At 74.4% G+C, this 26,913-nt stretch carries 3 protein-coding genes; all 3 read right to left on the reverse strand.

Annotated elements, in window-relative coordinates:
- Genes AB0D32_RS13505 through AB0D32_RS13515 form a run of 3 tightly spaced genes read right to left on the reverse strand, consistent with a single transcriptional unit; the run spans nt 1 to nt 26,842 of the window.
- Entirely contained in the window at nt 1-9,204 is a 9,204-nt protein-coding gene (locus AB0D32_RS13505; RefSeq protein WP_357088979.1) for an amino acid adenylation domain-containing protein, read from the reverse strand.
- Nucleotides 9,204-13,262 (reverse strand): amino acid adenylation domain-containing protein, encoded by a 4,059-nt coding sequence (locus AB0D32_RS13510; protein WP_357088982.1) that lies wholly within the window; start codon nt 13,260-13,262, stop codon nt 9,204-9,206. The genes AB0D32_RS13505 and AB0D32_RS13510 overlap by 1 nt, the downstream gene beginning before the upstream one ends.
- Entirely contained in the window at nt 13,259-26,842 is a 13,584-nt protein-coding gene (locus tag AB0D32_RS13515; protein ID WP_357088984.1) for an amino acid adenylation domain-containing protein, read from the reverse strand. Before AB0D32_RS13515 ends, AB0D32_RS13510 begins: the two co-directional genes overlap by 4 nt.
- Nucleotides 26,843-26,913 lie beyond the last annotated feature (71 nt).

Genomic DNA, 26,913 nt, shown 5'->3' on the forward strand with positions numbered 1-26,913 from the left:
TCAGCTCACCGCCTCGTTGATGGTCTCGGCCACGGCCCGGGCGTTCGGCGTCCCGACGATGCCGTAGTGGGTGGTGTCGACGAGCTGCCACGCGAGCCCGGCCAGGTGCGTCCGCCACTGCCGGGCCTGCTCCTGCGGCGTACCGAGCGCCGGCAGACCGGCCGTCGGGCGGCCCGCCAGCCAGAGCCGGCCGGGCGTACCCGCCAGCCGGGGCAGGGCGTGCCGCGCCATGCTCGCCAGGTTGGCCCGGCAGCAGCGCGCCAGCGCGTCCACGTACGCCGAAGCCGGGGTGTCCGCGCCGGTCGCCGCCCCCAGCTCGTGGGCGAAGAGCGCGGCGAGCCGCTCCTCGTCGTACGCCTCGAAGGCCGGCGCGGCGTCCGGCGGTGGCGGGTCGAGCAGGTAGAGCTCGTCCGCCGGCTGGCCGGCCGACTCGGCCTCCGCCGCCATCCCGAGCGCCACCCAGGCGCCGAACGACCACCCGGCGAGCCGCCAGCGCCACTCGTCGGGAGGGAACCGGTCCCGCAGCGCGGCGTGGTACCGCGCGGCCCGCTCCGCGAGCGACCAGGCCTGCTGCCCGGGGCGGGCCAGGGCGGGATCGGCGATGACGCAGACCGTGAGCGCCGGGTCGAGTGCCGACACCAGCGGCCGGTACGCCTGGACGTCGCCCCCGACCGGGTGGACGAGGCAGAGCACCGAACGCCCCCGGCCGGTCTGCCAGACCTCCACCGCCACGGCGGGCCCGGCGGGCTCGTCGTGACGGACCGGCTCGCCGAGGAGCCCCAGCACCTCGGCCAGGCTCACCCGGTGGCTCAGCTGGGACAGGCTGAGGCTGACGCCGAAGTGCTCCTTGGCCTGGTCGATCAGGTCCAGCATCAGCAGCGAGTCGGCGCCCAGGTCGTACAGGGAGGCGGCCGGGTCGATCCGTTCGGTGCCCAGCCAGTCGCAGAGCCATCCGCCGACCTGGTCGGCGGCCGACGGGGGCAGCACGGCGGGCGCCGCGACCTGCGTGCCGGCCGGTGGCGAGTAGAACTCCCGCGCCCGCTCCAGCGCGGTGGTGCAGACGAGCAGGTGCGGCAGCCGCAGCCGCAGGGCCTGCGCGAAGAGTCGTCGCCCCTCGTCCACGCGGAGGCCGACCGTCAGGTGCGCCCGGTGCCGGGCGTCGGTGGGCAGGGCGTCCCGGGCCAGGCCCACCTCGTTCCAGACGTCCCAGTCGACGCAGATCCGCAGCGTGGTGTCGTTCCCCGTCGCCCGGTGCCGGGCGAAGGCGTCGAGCAGCCCGTTGCTGGCGGCGTAGTCGAGCTGGCCGACGCCGCCGAGCTGCGCCGACATCGACGAGCAGTAGACGGCGAAGGCCGGCCGGTGGCGCGCGACCAGTTGCTCCACGAGCAGCGCGCCGTGGGTCCGGCCCGCCGTGGCCCGGCGCATCGCGGTGGCGTCCCGTCGGCTGATCAACCCGCCGGCCGCGATCCCCGCGGCGTGGACCACCCCGTCGACCCGTCCGGTCCGGGCGTCGAGCCGTGCCATCAGCTCGTCGGGACCGATCTCGGCCAGGTCCGCCTCGACGAGGTCGACGCGATCGGCCCAGCGCGTCAGCCCGGGCGGCAGCAGCCCGCGCCGCGCCAGCAGGATCACCCGGCAGTCGCCCTGTTCCAGCAGCCAGGCCGCGATGCTGCCGCCGATACCACCGGTGCCCCCCAGGACCACGTACACGGCCGGGCCGGGCGGCAGCGGACGCGTCGGCGCGGTCGGCGGGCGTACCGGTAACAGCGCCTGTTCCCACCAGTAGCCGTCGCGCAGCGCGAGTCGCCGGGGCGGCGGTGTCTCCTGCGCCAGCAGCGCCGCGAGCGTCGGCGCCCAGTCCGCCGGGTCGGGTCCCGGCAGGTCCAACCAGTGGCTCTCGACGGCGCTCTCCTGGGGTGCGACCTCGCACACCCCGGCGAGCAGGCCCAGCTCCGGCCGGTGCACGTCGCCGACCACGGGCTGCGCCTGGTGCGACAGCCACCAGGCGCGCAGCCGGGGCCGGTGGGGCAGCCCGGCGACGGCCGCCAGCAGCGCCGCCGGGGTGTCGACGCAGGCCCGGTACGAGTGGGCCAGCGTCTCCGCGTCGACCGGTCCGTCGACGGCCAGCGGCAGCGCGTGCAGCCACTCGACCCCACCGTGCCCGGCTCCGGCCGGGGAGGCGGCGTCGGTGAGCGCGTCGAGCAGCCGGCGTAGCGAGCCCGGGTCGGCCGGGTCCACCTGGTAGCTGTCCGGTCCGAGCCGGGCGAAGCCGTCCGCGGCGGTGACGGCCACCACCCGGGCGTGGGACGCCGCGAACGCGCGGAGCGCGACCGGCGACGGTGGCTCCGCCGCCATGATCACGAGCGTCGCCGGACGGCGGGAGCCCGGGTCGGTCCCCGCGTGCCGCCAGCGCACCCAGTGCGGTTGGTGCAACCACTGCGCCTCGGGCAGCCGCGCCGGCCACCGCTGATCGGCCGGCGTTGCCGCCGATGCCGCCTCGGCCGGTGGCGTCGCCCCGGTCGCGGACGACGTCGCCCCGGACGGCGGAGAGGCGCGGGCGAAGTCGTGGTCGACGAGCGCGAACGCCGGCGGCGGGAAGTCCCAGGGCGGCTGCGCCGGCCCGGCCGGCCACCGGATCGGGTGCCCGGCCAGCCAGGCGGTGACGAGCTCGGCCGCCGGCCGCGTACCGACCGGGCCGGCGACCGCGATGAGCGTCGCCTCGACGGGGGCGACCTCGACGGCGGTCGCGGTGCGCAGCCAGGCCACGGCGGCGGCCACGTCGCCGCAGACGGTGGCCGCCCGCCAGCGACCCGGCGACCGGCCGGCCTGGAGGTGGCGCAGCACCTGCCGGTAGGCCTCGGGCCGGGCCGTGAGGTAGTCGGCGATCCGGTCGGCGTCGGCGCGCAGGCCGGCGGCGCTGCCGCTGGCGAGCACCACCACCGGCACGCCGGAGCCCGGCGGCGGCGTCGATCCGGTGCCGACCGGCTCGGCCGCCTCGCAGACCAGGTGGGCGTTGGTACCGCCGATGCCGAAGCTGCTCACCGCCGCCACGCGCGGCCGGTCCACCGGCCAGGGCCGGGCCTTCGTGGGGACGTAGAACGGGGCCGGATCGGGGCCCAGCCGTGGGTTGAGCCGACGGAAGTCGACGTTCGGCGGGATCAGCCCGTGGTGCACCGCCAGCACGGCGCGTACCAGGCCGACCACCCCGGCCGCCGCGCCGAGGTGACCGATCTGGCTCTTCACCGAGGCCAGCGCGGTGCGGCCGGAGCCGGCCAGGTCGAACGCCTGGCGCAGTGCCGTCACCTCCACCGGGTCGCCCAGCTCCGTGGCGGTGCCGTGCGCCTCGACGTACCCCAGGTCGCCGCCGACCCGGCCGCTGCGGCGCAGCGCGGCCCGGATCACCTCACGCTGGCCGGTGACCGACGGCGCGGCGTAGCCGAGCTTCTGCGCGCCGTCGTTGTTGACGGCCGACCCGGTGATCACCGCGTAGACGGTGTCGCCGTCGCGCCGGGCCGACCGCAGGGGCTTGAGCACCACCACACCCACCCCGCTGGCGCCGACGGTGCCGCCGGCGTCGTCGCTGAACGGCCGGCAGTGCCCGTCCGGGGAGAAGATGTGCTGCGGCTGGTAGCGGTAGCCGCCGGCCAGCAGCGGATCCACCAGCACGCCGCCGACCAGCATCACGTCGCTGTCGCCCTGGCGCAGCAGCCCGGCCGCGACGTGGACCGCCACCAACGAGCTCGCACAGGCCGCCTGCACGGTGAAGGCCGGCCCGGTCAGGCGCAAATGGTAGGCGACCTTCGTGGCGAGGAAGTCCTTCTCGTGGTGCAGCGCCAACTGGAAGGAATCCGGCAGCCGCGTCTGGTCGGCCTCGCGCAGCATCGTCTGGAAGTAGGTGTTCTCGCCGCAACTGGCGAGCAGACCGACGCGCTGCCCGGCGGGATCGGCGATGCCGGCGTGCGCCAACGCCTCGACACAGCTCATCAGCAGATGCCGCTGCTGCGGATCCATCAGCCGCGCCTCCTGCCGGCTGATGCCGAAGTGCCCGGGGTCGAAGCCGAGCGGCCCGGCCAGCTGGCTGCGCGCACCGACCAGGCCGTCGGCGGCGTCGAAGTGCTCGATGCCACGGCCGCCGGCCTCCACCATCGCCCAGAAGGCGGCCAGGTCGGTCGCGCCGGGCAGCCGGACGGCCATCCCGACCACGGCGACCGGCTCGTCCGCCGGGCCCGGAACGGCCCCGTCCCGCCCGCTCGCCGCGGCCCGGCCCTGCCCGCTCGCCGCGGCCCGGCCCTGCCCGTTCGCCGTCGTCTCGTCCGCCTGCTGCCCGGTGAGGAACCGGGCCAGGCGGCGGATGGTGACGTGCTCGAAGAGGTCGGGGATGGTCAGCGGCAGCCCCTCGGCGGCGCAGCGCAGGTGGAAGCGCATCAGATCCAGGCTGCCCGCGCCGTGGTCGAAGAAGCGTCGATCCGGTTCGATCGGGGTTCCGACGACCTCCGCGAAGAGCCCGGCCAGCCGCGCTTCCAGGTCCGACATGACCGGTGCCGGCGCGGCGGCGCGTGGCCGCAACTCCTCGCCCGGCGCGGTCAGCGCGCGGCGGCGGTCCAGCTTCCCGCTGGCGGTACGCGGCAACTCCGCCAGCCACCGGAACCGGTCCACCCGCACATACGCGGGCAGGAGCGACGCGAGATGGCCGGTCAGTTCCTCCGGGGCCGGTGCGCCCGCCCGGAACTCCAGACAGGCGACCAGGTGCGGGCGGTCGTGGACCACCACGGCGTTGACGACCGCCGGATGCGTCAGCAGCGCCGCCTCGACCTGGCCCAGCTCAAGTCGGTGACCGCTCACCTTCACCTGCTGGTCGTCGCGGCCCAGATAGTGCAGCAGGCCGTCCCGGTCGAACCGGGCCTGGTCGCCGCTGCGGAAGAACCAGCCGAGACCGGGCAGCTCGACGAAGCGGGCCCGGTCGAGCGCCGGATCGTCCAGGTAGCAGGGCGCGACCAGTTCCCCGCCGATCAACAACTGCCCGGGGCAGTCCGGCGGCACGGCCTCGTCGGCCTCGTCCACCACCCGCAGCCACGTGTTGGCGACCGGGCGGCCGATGGCGGGGCGGGTCGGCCAGGCGGCCGGGTCACCGTCCAGGCACAGGCCGCTGACCACGTGCGTCTCGGTCGGGCCGTAGTGGTTGAACAGGCGTGCGCCGGGCAGCCCGGCGAACCAGCGGCGGATGCTGTCGGTGCAGATCAACTGCTCGCCGGCGGTGACCACCTCCCGCAGCCGCGACGGGTACCGGCCGAGGCGTACCCCGTGCTCGGCGAGGAGTTGCAGGGCGACGTACGGCAGGAAGATCCGCTCGATGCCGGCGGCGTCGAGGTGCTCCAGCAACGCCGGCATGTCCTGGCGCCACCCGCGCCGGGGCAGGTGCAGGGTACCGCCGCCACAGAGCGTGCCGAAGATCTCCTGGAAGGAGACGTCGAAGGAGAGCATGGAGAACTGGAGGGTCGCCGCCTGGTCCGCCAGGCCGCCGGCGTCGCTCTGCCACCGCAACAGGTTGACCAGCAGGGCGTCGCCGACCTGGACGCCCTTGGGCGTGCCGGTCGAGCCCGAGGTGAAGAGCGTGTACAGCGGGCGGCCGGCGTACGAGGGCGCGACGGGTGCGGCCGAGGGGGACAGGAACACCGGATGGCGGGGGTGGCGGCCCTCGTCGATCACGTCGAGGGCGGGCTCGTCGCCGGGCGCCAGCAGCACGCAGCGCGGCTCGACCTGGCCGAGCACCTGGCGCAGCAACGCCGGCGGGTACGCCCGGTCGAGCGGCACGACGGTGAGGTTGAGCCGGGCCGCGGCCAGCAGTGCGACCACGTGTTCCACCGATGGTTCGAAGAACAGGGCGACGCTGTGCCGGCCGCCGGTCGACGCCGGCTCGTGCCCCGCCAGCTCGGCGGCGAGTGCCGAGGCGTACCCGTCGAGGTCGGCGTAGCTGAGGCGGCGGTCACCGGCGACCAGGGCGGTAGCGGTCGGCTCCGCCCGTACCCGCCGGGCGAAGGCCTCGGCCACCGTCGGGAAGTCCACCGCGGTACGCCGACCCCGGCCCGCCTCGGGCAGCCCGCTGCGGTAGGGCCGCACCAGCTCGGCGAGCGTGCCCGGGCCGTTGCCGGTCAACGCGTCCAGGCCCCGCCGGAACAGGTCGGCCACGGCGGCCACCTCGGCGGCGTCGAAGTGGTCGTCGGCGTACTCCCAGAGGCAGTCGAAGCCGGTCTCGTGCTCGACGACCGAGAGGGTGAGCGGGCACTTGGCCTCGGTCGGGGCCAGCCAGACCGGGCGGGACGCGCAGCCGGGCAGCGCCAGCGCGGAGAAGTCGGTGTTGTCGAGGACGAAGAGGAAGTCGAACAGCGGCGCGTCGGTGCCGAAGTCGTGGTCGGCGACGGCGTGCGCGAGCGCCACGTCCTGGGCGTCGAGCACCGCGCGTACGGCGGCGGCCTGTCGCCGCACCTGCGCCCGCAGCTCCTCGTGGGGCGCCAGCGCCAGCGGCAGCAGCACCGTGTTGGCGAACATGCCGACGCTGGCCGCGAAGTCCCGCACCGGACGGTTCGCCACCGGGCTGGCGACGCGCGGATGGGTGCGGCCGGTCACCCCGTGCACCGCCCAGCCGAAGAGCGTCAGCAGCACCGGGAAGCGGGTCAGTCCCAGCTCGGCGCCGAACCGGTCGAGGGCGCTGCGGCGCGCCGCGTCGATCGAGGTCCGGAGCAGGTGATCCCCGGTGCCGGTGCGTTCCCGGATCGGCCGCAGCGGCGCGGCGACCTCGTCCACGGCGGCGTAGTGGCCGCGCAGGGCGGCGCGCTGCGCCCGATAGGCCGGTCGGGCGAACCAGTCGGCCTGCCACCGGGCGTAGTCCAGCGGGGTCGCGACGGGCTCGCCCCCGGCCACGGTCGTGCCGTCCAGCGCCGCCGCGTACTCGGCGGACAGTTCCCGGAACAGGACGTCGAGCGACCAGCCGTCGACGGCGATGTGGTGCAGGTGCAGCAGCAACACCCCGCCGTCGTCGCGGGCCAGCCAGTGGACCCGCAGCAGGCGCGGCTGCCCGAGGTCGAACGGGACGGCGAAGAGGGCGCGGGCCCGCTCCCGCCAGCCGGCCGCGTCGCCTTCTCCGGCGGGCTCGTGCCACGGGTCGTAGGGCTCGGCCACCACCTGGCGCAGCCCCTCCGGCGTGGCCCGGAACGCGGTCCGCAACGCCGCGTGTCGGGCCACGGCCCGGCGCAGTGCCTGCCGCAGCGCGCCGACGTCGACCCGGCCCCGCAGCTCGAAGGCGAGCCCCACGTGGTAGGCGGTGGACGCCGGCGACCGTTGCTGGAGCAGCCAGAGCCGCTGCTGCTCCGAGGTGGCCGGCGCGGACCGGGCTCCGGTCGGCGGATCCGGCGGCGGGTACGGCGACCCGCTCGTGGACCGGGTCCGGGCCGTGTCGATCGCCGCGGCCAGCTCGGCGAGGTCGCCGCCCAGCACCACCGTCTGCGGCACCTCGCCGCCCCAGCGCCGCTGGATCTCGAAGCGCAGCCGCAGCGCCTTCAGCGAGTCCCCGCCGCTGGCGATCCACCGGTCGTCCGGTCGCAGCTGCGGCACCCCCAGCACCTCGGCGGCCAACCCGAGCACCGTGCGCTGCCACGCCGTGGTGGGCGCGTCGGTGTTGTCACCGTCGCGCCAGGGCGGGTCGTCGCGTCGCAGCAGCGCGGCGGAGTCCACCTTGCCGTTCGCGGTCAGCGGCAGCGCCCCGACCCGGTGGACCCGGTGCGGGCGCAGGTACGGCGGCAGCGTCGCGGCCAGGTGCCGGTCGAACTCCGCGTACGTGAGGTCGGCGGCCGGCACCAGGTACGCGAGCAGCTCGTTCGTGCCGTGCACCGGGTCCCGCCGGGTGCACACGTACGCCTGCCGCACCGCCGGGTGGGCGAGGATCTGCCGCTCCACCTCGCCGGGCTCGACCCGGAAGCCCCGGACCTTGACCTGCCGGTCGACCCGCCCGACGTACTCGATCCGGCCGGCGGCGTCGGCGCGCACGAGGTCGCCGGTGCGGTAGTGGCGGTGGGCGGAACCGTCCAGCCAGGGCAGCCGGACGAAGCGGGCGGCGGTCTCCTCGGGCAGGTTGCGGTAGCCGGCCGCCAGCGCCTCGCCACCGAGGTGGAGCTCGGCGACCTCGCCCGGCTCGGCGAGGCGGACGCCGTCGACCACCAGGTGCGCGTCGGTGCCGGGCAGCACCCGGCCGATCGGCACCACCTCCGCGTCGAAGTCGCGCGGAATCGGATGGCACAGGGCGAACGTGGTCGCCTCGGTGGGCCCGTACACGTTGTGCAGCCGGGTGCGGCTGGCGGCGTTGTCGCGGTACCACCGGCGGATCAGCCGGGCGTTGAGCTGCTCGCCGCCGACCAGCACCTGCCCGACCCCGGCGAAGCAGTGCGGCAGCTCGTCGACCACCGCGTTGAACAGCGCCACCGTGATGAAGAGCGTGTCGATGCGCTCCCGGCGCAGCGCGGCGTCGAGCTGGTGCGGCGTCGCCACCGTCTCGTCGTCGAGGACGACACAGCAGCCGCCGGTCAGCAGCGGCACCCAGACCTCGAAGCTGATCGCGTCGAACGCCGGGTTGGCGAGGCTCGCGTAGCGGGCCGCCCCGGCCAGTTCGAGGTAGCCGGGCCGGGCCAGCCGCAGGATGCCCGCGTCGCGCACCTCCACGCCCTTGGGGCGACCCGTGGTGCCCGAGGTGTAGAAGACGAACGCGACCGGCGCGGGCGTGATCTCCGGTGCCGTCTCCCCGTCCGCGTCGGGTGGGGCGTCCACCGGGAACAGCGCCTCCGCCGGCAGCGGCCGGACCCCGTCGGGGAGGTCGCCGGGCGCGTCCGGGCCGTGGACCACCGCCACGGCGGCCGAGTCGCGCAGCATGTGCCCCCGGCGCCCGGGTGGGCTCTGCCGGTCCAGCGGCACCACGGTCGCGCCGAGCCGGAGGATGCCGAGCATGACGCAGACCAACTGCCAGCCGCGTGGCAGGTGGACCGCGACCGCCTGACCCGGCCGGGCACCGGCCCGGCGCAGGGACCGGGCCGCCGCCGCGCTGGCGGCGTCCAGTTCGGCGTAGCTGAGGCGTCGGTCGCCGTCGACCACCGCGACCGCGTCGGGGGTACGGCGGGCCTGGGCGAGCACCGCGTGGGCGAGACCGGGACCGTCTGCCATCACGCCTCCCGCACGGCCGGCGTCGTCGCACGGGCGTCCCGGATCCGGTCCACCTCGCCGCGCAGCAGCGCGGCGACCCGCAGCACCACCGCGCTCTCCAGGATGTCCCAGTGGTCGCAGTGCACCCGCTCCAGCAGGAAGTCGGCGTCGCCGCGACGACGCCAGAAGGCGCGCACCTCGCGCAGGAACGCCTCCTCCCGCCCGGCGGTGGCCTGCAACAGCACCAACCGGGCCGGTGACGCCGGGGTCGGGTAGTCGCGCATGGTCGACCGGTTGTGGTTGTAGACGCGGTGGTACTGGTCGATCTGCTCGTCGTCGATGCCCGGGTACATCCCGTTGAACTTGATGAGCTTGTCGCGGAACTCGGCCATGTCCACCGGCTCGATCGCGGCGCGGTGGGCCGGGTCGTCGGTGCCCAGGGTGTCCAGCAGGACCACGCTCAACCCGGGATGCCCGGCGAGGGCCAGCCGGCGTCCCATCTCGTACGCGACCAGACCGCCGTAGGAGAGCCCGGTGAGCACCACCGGACCGTCCAGCAGGTGCGCGACCTGCCGCAGGTACGCCTCGGCCATCGCCTCGACCGTGGGCAGGAACTCCTCGCCCGGGTTCACCCCCGGGGACTGGATCCCGTACACGCCGAGTGACTCCGGCAGCGCCTTGGCCAGCGACAGGTAGCAGAACGCGGTGCCGCCGGCCGGGTGCACGCAGATCACCCGGCCCGCGCCGTCGCCCGCCCGGAACCCGATCAGGTTGCTCGGCGGCCGGCCCGCCGCGCCCCGCCGCAGCCGGCCACCGAGCGCCTCGATCGTCGGGTGCAGCATGATCTCGTGGACCGGCAGCGTCTCGCCGAACGCCTCGCCGATCGCGTGGGCCAGCTTGATCGCCGAGATCGAGGTGCCGCCCACGTCGAAGAACCGGTCGCTGATGCCGATCTCCGGATGGAGCAGCAACCGCTTCCAGATCTGGTAGAGGGTCAGCTCGATCTGGTCGCGCGGGCTGGCCAGGTTGACCTGCCAGGGCGCGTTGGCCCGGGCCAGCCGCAGCACCTCGTCCCGGTCGAGCTTGCCGTTGGCGGTCAGCGGCAGCCGCGGCAGCTCCACGAACGACGACGGGATCATGTAGCCGGGCAACCGGCGCGACAGCGCCTCGCGCCACTCGCTCACCAGCAACGGCGTCGCCCCGCCCCGGCTGACCCCGGCGACCAGCCTCGGCTCACCGGCGGCGTCGGAGTCGACCAGCACCGCCGCCTCGCGTACGTCCGGCCGGTCGAGCAGCGCCGCCTCGATCTCGCCCAACTCGATGCGGAAGCCCCGGATCTTGACCTGGCCGTCCCGGCGGCCGAGGTACTCGATGTTCCCGTCGGGCAGGAGTCGGGCCAGGTCGCCGGTGCGGTAGACCCGTTCGCCGGGCACGAACGGGTCGGGCACGAAGCGCTCGGCGGTCGTACCCGGCCGGCCCAGGTAGCCACGGGCGACACCGGCACCGCCGATGTGGATCTCGCCGGTCACCCCGATCGGCACCGGCTCCAGCCGCTCGTCGAGCAGGTAGACGCGGGTGTTGGCCACCGGCCGGCCGATCGGGCACTGCCGGGCCGTGGGCTGCGGGTCGAGGTAGGCGGTGCTGTAGACGGTGGTCTCGGTCGGCCCGTACCCGTTGAGGACCCGCAGGCCGGGCAGGGCCTCCTGGATGCGGTGCAGGGCCTGCTCCGGCAGCGGTTCGACCCCGACCAGCAGGTGGCGCAGCGTCAGCCCGGCCAGGCGGCCCGCCGGGTCCTCGTCGATCCACCGGACGAAGGCCGGCGGCAGGTAGGCCTGGACGACACGGTGCGCACGCAGCCAGCCCATCAGCGCCGCCGGGTCGCCGCGCAACGGATCGGGTACGAGACGCAGGGCCCCGCCGGTGGTCAGCGGCAGGAAGATCTCCTGCACCGAGACGTCGAAGCCGACGCTCGACCAGAGCGCCGCCGTCTCACCCGGGGCGGTGCCGAGCCGCGACACCCAGTGGTCGAGCAGGTTCACGACGCTGCCGTGGGCGACCGCGACACCCTTGGGACGACCGGTCGAGCCCGACGTGTAGATCACGTAGGCCAGGTTCGCCGGGTGCGGGACGACGCCGGGCGGACCGTCCTGCCGCCCCTCGGCCTCGACGGCGGCCAGGTCGCCGTCGCCGAGCACCAGTGCGGGTGCGGCGTCGGCGACCATGCCGGCGAGCCGCTCCGGCGGCAGCGCCGGGTCCAGCGGCAGGTACGCCGCCCCGGCCTTGAGGACGCCCAGGATGGCGACGATCAGCCCGGCCGAGCGGCGCGCGTGCAGGCCGACCACCTGGTCGGGGCGTACGCCCCGGGCGATCAGCGCGTGCGCCAGACGGTTGGCCCGCCGCTCCAGCGTGGCGTAGTCGAGCCGCTCGTCGTCGTCGGCCACGGCGAGCCGGTCGGGGTGCCGCCGCGCCTGCGCCGCGATTCGCCGGACCACGTCCGCCGGGCCGGTGAGCGGTCGTGCGGTGCGGTTCCACCCGACCAGCAGGCGGTGCCGTTCGTCCGGGCCGGGCAGCCGCAGCGCGCCGACCGGCGTCGACGGATCGGCCGCCACCTGAGTGAGCAGACGCACGAAGTGGTCGGCCAGCCGGGCGATCGTCGTGGCGTCGAAGAGGTCGGTGTTGTACTCGAAGACGACGTGCAGCTCGTCGGCGTGCTCCATCACCTCGACCGACAGGTCGAACTTCGCCGCGCCGGTGCTGCTCGACAGGGGCCGCAGCACCAGGCCCGGCAGTTCGAGCCGGCCGCGCGGGATGTTCTGCAGCACCAGCATCACCTGGAACAGCGGCGAGTAGCTGGTGTGCCGTTCCGGGTTGAGCGCGTCCACGAGCTGCTCGAACGGCAGGTCGGGATGGGCGTACGCGTCGAGCAGGTACCGGCGGACGTCGGCCAGCAGCGCCGCGAAGGACTGCTCCGGGTCCAGCCGGTTGCGGATCACCACCGTGTTCACGAAGTGGCCGATCAGGCCCTCCACGTCGCGGTGGTTGCGGTTGGCGAACGGGGTGCCGACGCAGACGTCGTCCTGCCCGCTGTAGCGCCACAGCAGCACCGACAGGCCGGCCATGAGCGTCATGAAGAGCGTCGCGTCGCCGGCCCGGCCGACCTCCCGCAGCCCGCGGAGCGCCGCCGCGTCCACCCTCGTGCCGTGGCAGTCACCCCGGTAGCGCTGCACCGCCGGCCGGGGCCGGTCGGTCGGCAGGGCCAGCAGCGCGGGCGCACCGGCCAGCGCCCGCGTCCAGTAGCCGAGCTGGCGTTCCAGCTCGCCGCCGCCGAGGTGCCGGCGCTGCCACACCGCGTAGTCCGGGTACTGCACGGGCAGCTCGGCCAGCGGCCCGGCCTCACCCCGCACGTACGCGCCGTACAGCGCGGCGACCTCGCCGATCAGGATGCCGACGGACCAGCCGTCGGCCACCATGTGGTGCACGGTGAGCAGCCAGCGGTGCTCGTCCTCGGCGAGCCGGAGCAGGGCGGCGCGTACCAGCGGACCGGTGGCCAGGTCGAACGGTGCCCGCGCCTCGGCCTCGACGGCCTCGTCGGCGCGGCGCGACCGCTGGGCCCTGGGGAGCGCGGTGAGGTCCGTTACCGGCAGGGCGACCGGCGCGGCCGGCCGCACGAGCTGGCAGGGCTCGCCGTCGGCCAGCACGAAGACGGTACGCAGCGCCTCGTGCCGCCGTACCACCTCGGTCAGGGCGCGGGCCAGCGCCGGCACGTCCAGGCTGCCCACGATGTCGAACGCGACGGGGTTGTTGTAGAAGGGGTTGCCGGGGGAGAGCTGGTCGAGGAACCAGAGCTGCCGTTGGGCGTACGCGACCGGCACCGGCGCGGCGGGCCGCGGCCGGCGGGGGATCGTGTCCGGGTCGGTGCCGGTCAGGATCGCGACCAGCTCCTCCTTGTGCAGCTTGATGTCGGCCAGCAGGTCGGGCGTGAGGACCTCGCGGGAGCCCGTGAGGCGCAGGCGGTCGCCGTCGACCCGCAGCCCCACCGCGTGCCGGTTGAGCGTGTCGAGCAGCTCGAAGGCGTTCATAGCTCCACCGTGATCGTGTCGGTCGTCGCGGCGTCGGGACCGGGTGCGTCCGCCCCCGGACGGCTGCCGCCGACCAGCGCGTAGACCAACCGGTGGGAGGGGTCCAGGTCGAAGAGGGCGGCCAGCCCGGCGGTGTCCATCGACCCGATCCCGCACAGGCCGAGACCGACATCGGGGGCGGCCATCGTCAGCAGCTGGGCCATGGCGCCCGCCTCGATGGCGCAGAACGTCTGACTCTGCTCCTGGTACAGGGGCTCGATGGCCGCGCGCTGCGCCACCAGGAAGAGCGCGAACGCGGCGCTCTCGAAGACCGGCCGGTTGACGAAGTAGTCGAAGGCGTCCGGGCTCAGCTCGCGGTCACGGCCGAGCGCCAGCAGCCGGTGCGCCGCCGGATCGTGGTGGTACGCCCCGCCGGGCACGCCGCTGACCCGCCCCGCCTTGACCAGGACGTACGTCTGCACGGCGTAGGTGCCGCCGGCCGAGGCGTACTGGAGTTTCGCCCGGCCGTCGACCTCCCGCCGGGAGAGGGTGGCCAGCAGGCGGCCGAGCGCCTCGACCGGCAACGGGTCGGCGTCGAAGCGGCGGACCGAGCGGTAGTCGGTGTAGCGCCGGTCGTACGCCGGGCCGGCCGGCGCCACCAGGGGGAGCGCCGGGGTGTCGGGGGCGAACTCGCGACGGCCCCGTTCGGCCGCGGTGAACGCGGCGCGGGCGGCCGGGTCCTCGACCACCGTGGCGTGTTGCGCGGTCGCGACGACGGCCCGCCCGGCGCTGTGCTCGCGGAACATCCGCAGCAGGTCGGCGAGGGTCGGCTGGCGCATCAGCCGGGCCAGCTTCGGCCGGAAACCCAGGGAACCGGAGAGCGCGTTCGCGATCCGTACGATGTCGATCGAGGTGGCGCCGAGCAGCAGCAGGTTGGCGTCGGGTGCGACGGCCGGCAGCTCGAGGATCTCGGCGACGATCCCCACCAGCCGGTTCTCGGCCGGGTCGGCGAGCACCGGCGCCTCGGCGGCGGTGTCGGCCACCGGCGCCGGGTCGGGCAGCTGGCCGCGGTCGACCTTTCCGTTGGCCGACAGTGGCAGCGCCTCGAGGACGGTGAACGAGGCCGGCACCATGTACGCCGGCAGCCGCCGCTCCAGGTACGCGACCAGTTCGGCCGGATCGGGTGCGGGACCGGCGGGCACCACGTACGCGGCCAGCCGCTTCTCGCCCTGCGCCTGGCCGAGCAGCCGCAGCGCGGCGGCGCGTACCCCCGGGTGGCCCTCCAGCGCCGCCTCGACCTCGCCCAGCTCGATCCGGTAGCCGTGCACCTTGACCTGGCCGTCCTCGCGGCCGAGGAACTCGATCGTCCCGTCCGGCCGCAGGCGGCCCAGGTCGCCGGTGCGGTACAGCCGTTCACCGGTCACCGGGTGGACGACGAAACCGGCCGCGGTGGCCGCCTCGTCCCGCCAGTAGCCCTGCGCCAGCCCGGCGCCGCTGATGTAGAGGTCGCCGGTGGCCCAGGTGGGCCGTGGACGCAGGGCCTCGTCCAGCACGTGCACCCCCTGGTGGGCCAGCGCCCGCCCGTAGGGGACGCTGCGCCAGGCCGGGTCAACCTCGTCGACCGGGTGGTGGATGGACCAGATCGACGCCTCGGTGGCGCCCCCGAGGCTCTCGACCCGGATCTCGGGCAGCGCCTTGCGCAGCCGGCCGGGAAGCGTGAGCGGGATCCAGTCCCCGGAGAGCATCGCCAGCCGCAGCGACGGGGGCAGCGGGTGGCCGGCGTCGGCGTGGTCGAGCAGGAGACCGGCCAGCGCGGGCACCGAGTTCCAGACGCTGACCCGGTGGGTGCGGGCGACGTCGTGCCAGTGGGCCGGGTCGCGGGCCAGCTCCTCATCGAGCGTCACGACCGCCGCGCCGACCGCGAGCGTGCCGAAGATGTCGAAGACGGAGAGGTCGAAGCTGAGCGTGCTTACGGCCAGGACCCGGTCGGCCGGCCCGACGCCGAAGCGCCCGGTGACGTCGAGGAGCGTGTTCACCGCACCGCGATGGTCGATCGTCACCCCCTTCGGCGTGCCGGTGGATCCCGACGTGTAGATCACGTACGCGACGTCGGTCTCCGTCAGGTCGACCGGCCTCGGCTCCGGCCCGCCCGCGCCGACGGTGGTCGCGTCCACCACCAGGCGCTCGACGCCCTCGGGTAGGGGCACCTGGTCCGATCCGACCAGGACCAGTCCCGCCCCGGCCCGCTCCAGCACCCGGGCCACCCGCTCCGCCGGCCAGTCCGGGTCGAGCGGCAGGTACGCGCCCCCGGCGTGCAGCACGGCGAGGGTGGCGACGACCTGCTTCCAGCCGCGGTCCAGCAGCACCGCGACGAGCTGGCCGGGACGGACACCGTGCTCCTGGATGCGCCCGGCCAGCCGCCGCGCCTCGATGCGCACCGTGGCGTAGTCCAGCCGCCGGTCGGGGGCGAGCACCGCGGGCGCCGTGGGGGTCGCCAGCGCCTGCCGGTCGACCAGCTCGTGCAGGAGCCCGCGACCGGACGGCGGGGCCGCCGGCACCGGCGGCGCGACCTCCCCGTCCACCGTCGTGTGCCAGGCGTCCGGTTCCTCCAGCCGGCCCAGCAGCGTCCGGTACGCCGCGAACATCTCGGCGACCAGCCCGGCGGGAAAGAGCTCGTCGATGCTGTCCCAGTTGACGTGCAGCCGCCCGCCGGCCTCCAGCACCGTGTGGTCGATCCACACCTGCGGGGTCTGGGTGATGCCGTGCACGACCTCACCGCCGAGCGCCGCCGCGAGGCCGCTGTCGCCGACCTCGGGCGCCGACTCGGTCAGCGTGCTGTTGAACACGACCGGCAGGGCCGCGTGGCGGGTGCCCCGGGCGCGGGCGAGTTCGCGGTTGACCCGTACGCCGCTCACCGCCGAATGGTCGATGTCCTGCCAGAGCTGCTCCTGCACGGCACGGGCCCGGGTCGCGAAGTCGACCCCGGCGGTCACGTCGACCTCCAGCAGGACCAGCGAGGTGAAGTCGCCGATCACCGCGTTGATGCCGGGGTGCAGCGGCAGCCGGTTGAACAGCGGCAGGCTCAGCGTGAACCGCGGCTGGCGACTCCACCGGGCCAGCACCTGCGCGAACGCGGTCACCAGCAACACCGACGGGGTCACCCCGTGCCGGCCGGCCGCCGCCTTCAACCGGCTCCAGCGCTCGGCCGGCACCGTCTCGTCGTAGCGGGTGAAGCGCGGCCGTTCGACGCTCTCCGGCTGGCGTTCCAGCGGCAGCTGCGGCGCGGGGGCCAGCGTGGCGACCCGCTCCCGCCAGTAGTCGAGTGCCCGCTCGTGGCGCGGGGTGCGCCGCAGGGCCCGTTCGGCCAAGACGTAGTCGCGGAAGGTCACCGCGAGCGGCGGCAGGTCGGCGTCCGGGTCCGCGTAGAGCAGCGCCAGCTCGTGTTCCAGGATCTGCCCGCTGGCCGCGTCGAGGACCAGCGCGTCGATGCTGACGTGCAGCCGCGTCTCGCCGTCGAGCAGCGTCACCGCGAACTCGAACAGCGGCCAGCGGCTCGCGTCGAGCAACTGGTGCGACATCCGCTCGCGGGTCTCGCCCAGCCGGCGGCCGGCGGTCTCCGCGTCGAGCCCGCGCAGGTCCTGCCGGGCCATCGCGTAGCGCGGCACCCTCGGCAGGACCCGCTGGGCGCCGTCGTGGAAGACCGCGCGGAGCATGTCGTGGCGGTCGATCAGCCGGTGCAGCGCGCGGGTGAAGCGCTCCTCGTCGAAGTCGCGGATCCGCAGCTCGCTGTAGCCGTGCGCGCCGACCCCGCCGAGTTCGATGGTGGAGCCGCGACCCACCCAGTAGGCCTCCTGGATGTCGGTGAGCGGGAACGGCTCGTGCCGGCCGGCGGGATCTCCGACGAGCGGCGGGAGGGTGTCGACGGCGGGGGAGCCGGGGCCCGTCAGCTCCGCCGCCAGGTCCGCCAGGACCGGCTTCTGGAAGAGGGTACGCAGCGACAGCCGCGCCGACATCCGCTCGTTGATCGTGTGGACTAGGCGGGTCGCCAGGAGCGAGTGGCCGCCCAGCGCGAAGAAGTCGTCGTGCGCGCCGACCCGGTCGCGGCGCAGCACCTCGGCCCAGATGGCGGCCATCCGGGCTTCCCGATCGTCGCGCGGCGCGACGTAGGTGGTGCTGACGTCGGACTGCTGCGGCGCGCGCAGGGCCCGCCGGTCCAGTTTGCCGTTGGCGGTCAGCGGCAGCCGGTCCAGCACCACCCAGCGGGTCGGCACCAGGTGCTCGGGCAGCCGGCGCCGCAGCCGCTCGCGGGCCACCTCGGCGGTGACGTCGCCGACCAGGTAGCCGACCAGGTGCGGGTCGCCGGGCGTGTCCTCGCGCAGCAGGACGGCCGCCTCGCGGACGCCCGGCACGTGCCGCAGTGCACTCTCCACCTCGCCGGGCTCGACCCGGAAGCCGCGTACCTTGACCTGGTCGTCGGCCCGCCCCACGTACTCGATGGTCCCGTCGGCCCGGCGGCGGACCAGGTCGCCGCTGCGGTACATCCGGGCGCCCGGCCCGGCGAACGGGTCGGGCAGGAACCGCTGCGCGGTTGCCGCCGGCCGGTTGAGGTAGCCGCGGGCCAGGCCGGCGCCGCCGATGTACAGCTCGCCGAGCACACCGGTCGGCACCGGCTCCCACCGCTCGTCGAGCACGTAGAGCCGGGCGTTGGCGATCGGCCGGCCGATCGGCGGCAGCGCCGGCCAGTCGGCCGCCGCCGCGGTGGACAGCGCGAACTGGCTGACCACGTGGGTCTCGGTCGGGCCGTACTGGTTGTAGAGGTACCGGCCGCCCAGCCCGACCACCAGGGCACGGACGTCGTCGTTGACCCGCAGCGCCTCGCCGGCGGTGACGATCTCGCAGCCGGGCGCGAGCGGGGGAACGGCCCCGGAGAGACCGGCCACCTGGTGCAGCACGGCCGCCGGCAGGAACGCCCGCCGCACCCCCTGCTCGGCGAGGACGTGGCGCAGCCGGCCCACGTCCCGGCTGAGCTCCTCACCGATCAGCACCAGCGTGCCGCCCTGGCAGAGGGCGCTCCAGATCTCCTGGACGGAGACGTCGAAACCGATCGAGGCGAACTGGAGCACGCGTTGCGGCGCGGGGCTGCCCGGCGCGGCGTAGCGCAGCTGCCAGTCGATCAGGTTGTCCAGGCAGCGCCAGGTCTGCGCCACGCCCTTGGGCCGGCCGGTGGAGCCGGAGGTGTGGATGACGTAGGCGAGGTGGTCGGGTCGGGTGCCGGGGTCGGGGCTGGTGGTGGGTCGGTGTGCCCATTGTGGGTTGTCGAGGTCGGCGACGGGTGTGGTGGTGAGGCCGTCGAGGGTGGTGCGGGTGGCGGCGTGGACGAGGACGGCGACCGGTGCGGTGTCGCGGAGCAGGCCGGCCAGCCGCTCGGCGGGGTGGGCCGGGTCCAGGGGAAGGTACGCCCCGCCGGCCCTGGCGATGGCCAGCAGCGCGACGACCAGCTCCGGTGACCTGCGCAGGCAGACCGCGACGAGGGTGTCGGGGCGTACGCCGTGGTCGCGTAGGTGGTGGGCGAGTTGGTTGGCGCGTGTGTCGAGGTCGCGGTACGTGAGCGAGGTGCCCTCGAACGTCACCGCCACCGCGTCCGGCGTCGCGGCGACCTGCTCCGCCAAGCGGGCCGCGACCCCCCGTTCGACCGGGGACGGCCCGGCCTGGCGCAGCGCCTGCTCCCGCTCCCGCTCGTCGAGCAGGGTGATCCTGTCGATCGGCTGGTCGGGGTGTTCGACGAGTTGGGTGAGGACGTGGCGCAGGTGGCGGATGTGCCGTTCGGCGGTGGCGGTGTCGAAGAGTGCCGTGGCGTATTCGAGGCTGCCGATGATGCGCCCGTCGTGCTCGGCGAGGGCGAGGGTGAGGTCGAACTTGGCGGTGGTGTGGGGCGGCGGCAGAGCGGTGACCCGTATGCCGGGGAGGGTCAGCTCGCCGTCGTCGGTGTTCTGCCAGGCGAACATGACTTGGAAGAGGGGGGTGTGGGCGAGGTTGCGGGTGGGGTTGACGTGTTCGACGACGTGTTCGAAGGGGAGGTCTTGGTGGTCGAGGGTGGTGAGGGTGAGGTCGCGGATGCGGTGTAGGAGTTGGGTGGTGGTGGGTTGGCCGGTGAGGTCGATGCGTAGGGCGAGGGTGTTGACGAAGAAGCCGATGAGGTTTTCGAGTTCGGCGCGGCGGCGGTTGGCGGTGGGGGTGCCGATGATGAGGTCGTGGTGTCCGGTGAGGCGGGACAGGACGATGGCCCAGGCGGTGAGGAGGGTCATGTAGAGGGTGCTGCCGTGGCGGGTGGTGAGGGTTTTGAGGGCGGTGGTGAGGGTGGTGTCGAGGGTGATGGGGAGGTGGTTGCCGTGGTGGTCTTGTTCGGTGGGTCGGGGGTGGTCGGTGGGTAGTTCGAGGAGGGTGGGTGCGTTGGCGAGGATCTGTCGCCAGTGGGTTTCCTGGCGTTGCAGGGTGCCGTCGGTGAGCCAGTGGCGTTGCCAGGCGGCGTAGTCGGCGTACTGGACGGGCAGTGGTGGTAGTGGGTCGGGTTGGCCGTGGTGGTGTGCGGCGTACAACACCCCGAGTTCGCGGGTCAGGATTCCCAGCGACCAGCCGTCGGAGACGATGTGGTGCATCGTCAGCAGCAGGACGTGCCGGTCGGGAGCGAGAGTGACCAGACGACCGCGGATCGGTGGGCCGAGGGTCAGGTCGAACGAGGCGGTCGTCTCCTCCTCCTGGAGCCGGGCCAGCCGGGCGGCGGCGTCGGGCGCTCCGGTGAGGTCGTGCGTGCGCAGGGTGAAACCCGCCCCGGGCGGGTCGACGTGCTGGTGGACGTCGGAGCCGTCGGGGACGATGCGGGTACGCAGGGCCTCGTGCCGGTCGACCACGGCGTCCAGGGCCGCCCGCAGCGCGTCCTGGTCGAGCCAGCCGGCCAACTCCAGGGCGAGGGGCATGTGGTAGGCGTGGCCCAGCCCGCCGAGCCGTTCCAGGAACCACAGCCGCCGCTGCGCGAAGGAGAGCTCCAGCGCACCGGCCCGGTCGACCGGGCGGATCGGAGGCAGCACGTCGCGGCCGTCCGGGGTCAGCCGGGCCACGAAGGCGGCCAGGACCGGCGCCGCGAAGAGCGCCGCCGGCGAGACCTCCCGCCCCAGCAGCTGCCGGAGCCTGGAGACCAGCCGCATGGCGAGCAGCGAGTGCCCGCCCAGGGCGAAGAAGTCGTCGTACCGGCCGACCCGGTCGATGCCCAGCACCTCGGCCCAGACGCCGGCGACCATGGTCTCCAGCAGGCCGACCGGCTCGACGTGGCCGCGCTGCCCGAAGGCCTCCCCGTCCGGTGCCGGTAGCGCCGCCCGGTCGAGCTTGCCGTTGGGCGTCAGCGGCCACGCGGGCAGCCGGACGTACGCCGCGGGCACCATGTAATCGGGCAGCTCGCCGGCGAGCCGGTCGCGCAACCGTCCGGCGTCCGGTGCCTGCCCCGCCCCGGCCAGCACGTACGCGACGAGCCGCTGGTGCCCGGCGGCGTCCGGGCGGGCCACGACGACCGCCTCCCGGACACCCTCGACGGCCGCCAACCGTGCCTCGACCTCGCCGAGTTCGACGCGGAAGCCCCGGATCTTGACCTGGAAGTCGTCGCGGCCGAGGAACTCGATCTCCCCGCCCGGCAGGCGACGACCCAGGTCACCCGTGCGGTAGAGCCGTTCTCCCGGCACGAACGGGCTGGCGCGGAAGCGCCGCGCGGTCAGTTCGGGCCGGTTCAGGTAGCCGCGTGCCACGCCCGCGCCCCCGATGTGGATCTCGCCGACCACCCCGTCGGGGACCGGCTCGCCCTCGCCGTCGAGCAGGTAGACCCGCACGTTCGGCAGCGGCCGGCCGATCGGCAGGCAGGTCAGCCCGGCGAGGTCGTGGGCCGGGAGCAGGTGGCAGGTGCTGTCGACGGCGGCCTCCGTCACGCCGTACGCGTTGACGATCCGCACCCGCGGCCCGCACAGGGCCCGCAGCCGGACGGCGTTCGCCGCCGTCCAGGCGTCCGAGCCGCAGACCACCGTCTCCAACCCGGCGAGGCTTCCGCCGGTGGACCCCAGATGGTCCATCAGCGGGTTGAGCACCGCCGGCACGAAGTCGGCGAAGTCCACGTCGTGCCGGCGCAGCAGGTCGTGCAGGCCCGCGCTGTCCAGCAGCAGCGGACGCGGGCAGAGCACCAGCCGCCCGCCGAAGCCGAGCGCCCGCACCACGTCGGCGGTGAAGACGTCGAAGGAGAAGCTCGCCATCTGCAGGTGCACCAGGCCGGGACGCAGGTCGAAGAGGCGTTCCCAGGCGGCGGCGACGGCCACCAGCTGCCGGTGCTCCACCAGCACCCCGTTGGCCGTGCCGGAGGTGCCGGACGTGTAGATCACGTACGCCAGGTGGTGCGCGGCCAACCCGTCGACGACCGGATCGGTCACCGGCAGCTCCGCCCAGCCCGCCGCGTCGAGGTCCAGGTCGACCACGGGGGTGTCGAGCCCGGCCAGCGCGGCGTGCAGCCGCTCGCGGGCCGGCCCGTGGGTGAGCGCCGCCACCGGCGTGCTGTCGCGCAGCATGGCCGCGAGCCGGTCGACCGGGTACGCCGGGTCGAGCGGGAGGTAGGCGCCACCCGCCTTCAGGACCGCCAGCAGGCCCACCACCGTGTCCAGCGACCGCTCGACGCAGATCGCCACCAGCCGGTCCGGCCCGACGCCCCACCCGCGAAGGTGGTGGGCCAACCGGTTGGCCCGCGCGTTCAGCTCGCCGTAGCTGAGCCGCTCGTCGCCGAGCACGAGGGCCACCGCGTCCGGGTCGCGCGCCGCCCGGTCCTCGACGAGGTGGTGCACGCAGCGCCCCGGCGGGTACGCCACCGTGGCGTCGTTGCCGTCCTCGACCAGCCGGCGGCGCTCGGCGGAGGGCAACACGTCGAGCCCGCCCACCGCCGCGTCCGGTGTGCGCTCCAGCGCGTCGGCCAGCGTCTCCAGGGCCCGCTCGACCATGGCGCAGACCCGGTCGGCCGCCACCCCCGCCTCGGCGGCGACCGTCAGTACGACGTCGTCCCCCAGGTCGTCGACGTCCAGCGCGAGCGGGTAGTTGCCGCGTTCCTCCGCGGCCAGGTAGGTCAGGTCGTCGGCGTCGGGATCCGGCGCGGGGACGTCCGACTCGGCCAGCACCTCGGCGTGCCGGTAGTTCAGCAGGGCGGTGAAGAGCGGGGCCGGCGGTGCCACCGCGCTGCACGCCTGGGCCAGGGCCAGCGACGCGTGCTCGTGCCGGATCAGCCCGGTCAGCGTCTCGTGGGTGCGCAGCACGCAGTCCGTCGCGCCGGTCGTGTCGACGGTGACCCGCAGGGGAAGCGTGTTGAGGAAGGGCCCGAGGACGCGGTCGTTGCCCGCGCCGCCGTCCATCCGGCCGGAGAGCACCGTGCCGAAGACCACGTCCCGACGGCCGCTGGCCCGGGCCAGCACCTGCCCCCAGGCGACGTGGAAGAGGCTGGTCGTCCCGACCTGGAGGGACTGGGCCCGCTGCCGCAGCCGCCGGGTCAGCGCCGGGCCGAGCCAGACCCGGGCGTCCCGCATGGTGTGCCCGTCACCGTGGATGTCGCGCAGGCCGAAGGGCACGGTCGGGCTGTCGACGTCCCGCAGCATCCGGCGGAAGAAGCTCTCCTGCTCGGCCCGGCCCGTGCCGCGCCGGATCCGGGCCACGAAGTCGCGGAAGGGCAGCGGCGGCGGCAGCCGGTCGCCCTGGCCGGCCAGGTGGGCGCGGACCTCGGCCCGGAGCTGCTTGAGCGAGGTGTTGTCGTCGACGATGTGGTGGATCAGCTCCACGGCCAGCCACCCGCCGTCGCGCGGGTCCCGGGCGACCAGCAGCCGCAGCAGGGGTGCCTGGTCGAGGGGGAGGCGACCGTAGTGCCGGTCGACGTGGGCGCGGAGCTGCCGGACGGGGTCGTCGCCCGCCGGATCGAGCGGGATCTCCTCCACCGGCAGAGGCGCCCGGCGCCACACCACCTGCACCGGCTCGTTGATCCCGTGCCACACGATCCCGGTGCGCAGCACGTCGTGCCGGGCGACCACCGCCTCCAGCGCGGCGCGGTAGCGGTCCAACCGGTGCCGGTCGGCGAACCGGAGGACGGTGGTGACCAGGTAGGGGTCACGGTCGCGGGCCATCAGGTGGTGGAAGAGCATCCCCTCCTGCACCGGGGCCAGGGGGTAGACGTCCTGCACGTTCGGCGCACCGCCGGACACTGTCGCGACGACCGCGTCGATCTCCGGCTGGCTCAGCTCCACCAGCGGCAGCAGGTCCGGAGTGATCCGGTCGCAGCCGGCCGGGATCGACTCCGAGGCCACGTCGTCCCGGTCCGCGCCGGCGGCCACCGCGTCGGCCAGGTCGGCCAGGACCGGCGATGCGAAGAGCGCGCGTACGTCGGCGGTCAGGCCGTGGCGGCGCATCCGCTCCAGCACCCGCAGGGCGAGCAGCGAGTGCCCGCCCAGCGCGAAGAAGTTGTCGTGCCGCCCGACCCGCTCGACGCCGAGCACCTCGGCCCAGATGGCGGCGAGGGCGGTCTCGGTCGGGCCGACAGGCTCGGTGTACTGCCGGGTGGCGAAGGCCGTCCCGTCGGGTGCGGGCAGCGCCCCCCGGTCGAGCTTGCCGTTGGGCGTGAGCGGCCACTCGGCGACCCGCACGTAGGCGGCCGGGACCATGTGCTCCGGCAGGACACCGGCCAGCCGGGTCCGCAGCGCCTCGGCGGTCAGCCGGCGCACCGACGCGGTGTAGTGGCCGACCAGGCGCGGCTCACCAGTGGCGTCCGTCGTGACCGACACCACCGCGTCGCGTACGCCGGGACAGGCCGCCAGCTGGGCCTCGACCTCGCCCAGCTCGACGCGGTAGCCACGGATCTGCACCTGGGCGTCGTTGCGGCCCAGGTAGTCGAGGCCGCCGTCGGCGCGGTGGCGGACGAGGTCACCGGTGGCGTAGAGCCGGTCCCCGGCGACGAACGGGCTGGGCAGGAAGCGTTCGGCGGTCAGCGCGGGACGGTTGAGGTAGCCGCGGGCGACCCCCGCGCCGCCGACGTAGAGCTCACCGACGACGCCGGGGGGCACCGGTTCTCCCCGCCCGTCGAGCACGTAGAGCCGCAGGTCCCCGATGGGCCGCCCGATCGGGCTCACTCCCGGCCGTTCGGCGTCGGCCGGGGTCAACGGCCGGTGGGTCACGTGCACGGTCGTCTCGGTGATGCCGTACATGTTGACCAGCTGGGTGCGCCCGTTGCGCGGGTCCGCGTACCACGGCCGCAGCATCGTCGGGTCCAGCGCCTCGCCCCCGAAGATCACCGTACGCAGCCGGTGCCGGCGCTCGCTGTCGGCCTGCGCGGCGATGAGGCTGCGGAACGCGCTGGGCGTCTGGTTGAGGACGGTCACGCCCTCGTCGCAGAGGAGCCGGTGGAAATCGGTGGGGGAGCGGCTGGTCAGCCGGGGGACGATCACCAGCCGGCCGCCGTGCAGCAGCGCTCCCCAGATCTCCCAGACGGAGAAGTCGAACGCGAAGGAGTGGAAGAGGCTCCACACGTTGGCCGGGCCGAAGCCGAACCAGTCCGCCGTGGCGGAGAAGAGCCGGACCACGTTGGCGTGCTCGACCATGACGCCCTTGGGCCGGCCGGTGGAGCCGGAGGTGTGGATGACGTAGGCGAGGTGGTCGGGTCGGGTGCCGGGGTCGGGGCTGGTGGTGGGTCGGTGTGCCCATTGTGGGTTGTCGAGGTCGGCGACGGGTGCGGTGGTGAGGCCGTCGAGGGTGGTGCGGGTGGCGGCGTGGACGAGGACGGCAACCGGTGTGGTGTCGCGGAGCAGGTCGGTGAGGCGCTCGGCGGGGTGGGTGGGGTCGAGTGGAACGTACGCGCCGCCGGCCTTGAGGACGGCCAGCAGGGCGACGACCAGCTCGGGCGAGTGTTCCAGGCAGACCGCGACGAGGGTGTCGGGGCGTACGCCGTGGTCGCGTAGGTGGTGGGCGAGTTGGTTGGCGCGTGTGTCGAGGTCGCGGTACGTGAGCGAGGTGCCCTCGAACGTCACCGCCACCGCGTCCGGCGTCGCCGCGACCTGCTGGGCGAACAGCGCGGGGATCGTCCGCTCGACCGGGTACGCGGTCGCGTCGTTCCAGCCGGCGAGGAGTTCGCGGCGCTCCACCGGATCGAGCAGGGTGATCCTGTCGATCGGCTGGTCGGGGTGCTCGACCAGTTGGGTGAGGACGTGGCGCAGGTAGCGGATGTGCCGTTCGGCGGTGGCGGTGTCGAAGAGTGCCGTGGCGTATTCGAGGCTGCCCGTGATGCGTCCGTCGTGCTCCGCCAGGGAGAGGGTGAGGTCGAACTTCGCGCTGGTCCACGGGGTACGCAGGGCGGTCACCTCGACACCCGGCAGGTCCAGGTCCACGTCCTCGTTGTTCTGCCAGGCGAACATGACTTGGAAGAGGGGGGTGTGGGCGAGGTTGCGGGTGGGGTTGGCGTGTTCGACGACGTGTTCGAAGGGGAGGTCCTGGTGGTCGAGGGTGGTGAGGGTGAGGTCGCGGATGCGGTGTAGGAGTTGGGTGGTGGTGGGTTGGCCGGTGAGGTCGATGCGCAGGGCGAGGGTGTTGACGAAGAAGCCGATGAGGTTTTCGAGTTCGGCGCGGCGGCGGTTGGCGGTGGGGGTGCCGATGATGAGGTCGTGGTGTCCGGTGAGGCGGGACAGGACGATGGCCCAGGCGGTGAGGAGGGTCATGTAGAGGGTGCTGCCGTGGCGGGTGGTGAGGGTTTTGAGGGCGTTGGTGAGGGTGGTGTCGAGGGTGATGGGGAGGTGGTTGCCGTGGTGGTCTTGTTCGGTGGGTCGGGGTCGGTCGGTGGGTAGTTCGAGGAGGGTGGGTGCGTTGGCGAGGATCTGTCGCCAGTGGGTTTCCTGGCGGGTGAGGGTGCCGTCGGTGAGCCAGTGGCGTTGCCAGGCGGCGTAGTCGGCGTATTGGACGGGTAGTGGTGGTAGTGGGTCGGGTTGGCCGTGGTGGTGCGCGGTGTACAACACCCCGAGTTCGCGGGTCAGGATTCCCAGCGACCAGCCGTCGGAGACGATGTGGTGCATCGTCAGCAGCAGGACGTGCCGGTCGGGAGCGAGAGTGACCAGACGACCGCGGAACAGCGGACCGGCCGCCAGGTCGAACGGGGCGGTGCTCTCCTCCTCCTGAAGCCCGGCAAGGGCGGCGGCGGGATCGGCGTGCCCGGTCAGGTCCTCGCACCGGAGGGCGAACCCGCCCCCGGGCGGGTCGATGCGTTGGGCCGCCTCCGCGCCGTCGGCGACGATGCGGGTACGCAGGACCTCGTGCCGGTCCACCAGGGCGTCCAGGGCCGCCCGCAGCGCGTCGCGGTCGAGCCGGCCGTCGAGCTGGAGGGCGAGCGGCATGTGGTAGGCGTGACCGACCCTGCCGAGCCGTTCCAGGAACCACAACCGCCGCTGGGCGAAGGAGAGCGGCAGGAGGCCGGAGCGGTCCGGCAGGCGTTCGACCTCGGCGGGTGTCCGTGCCGGTGGGACTCGATCGCGGGCCGAAACACGGATCGGGTGATCTTCCGGCAAGGCGTTCCCCCTCAGGTCCCCGCGGCCCGTCGCCCTACCTGACATCGGCCGAAGTGGATACACAGTAGATG

The organism is Micromonospora sp. NPDC048170 (genome assembly GCF_040652795.1).
In the GTDB taxonomy this organism is placed as follows: Bacteria; Actinomycetota; Actinomycetes; order Mycobacteriales; family Micromonosporaceae; genus Micromonospora.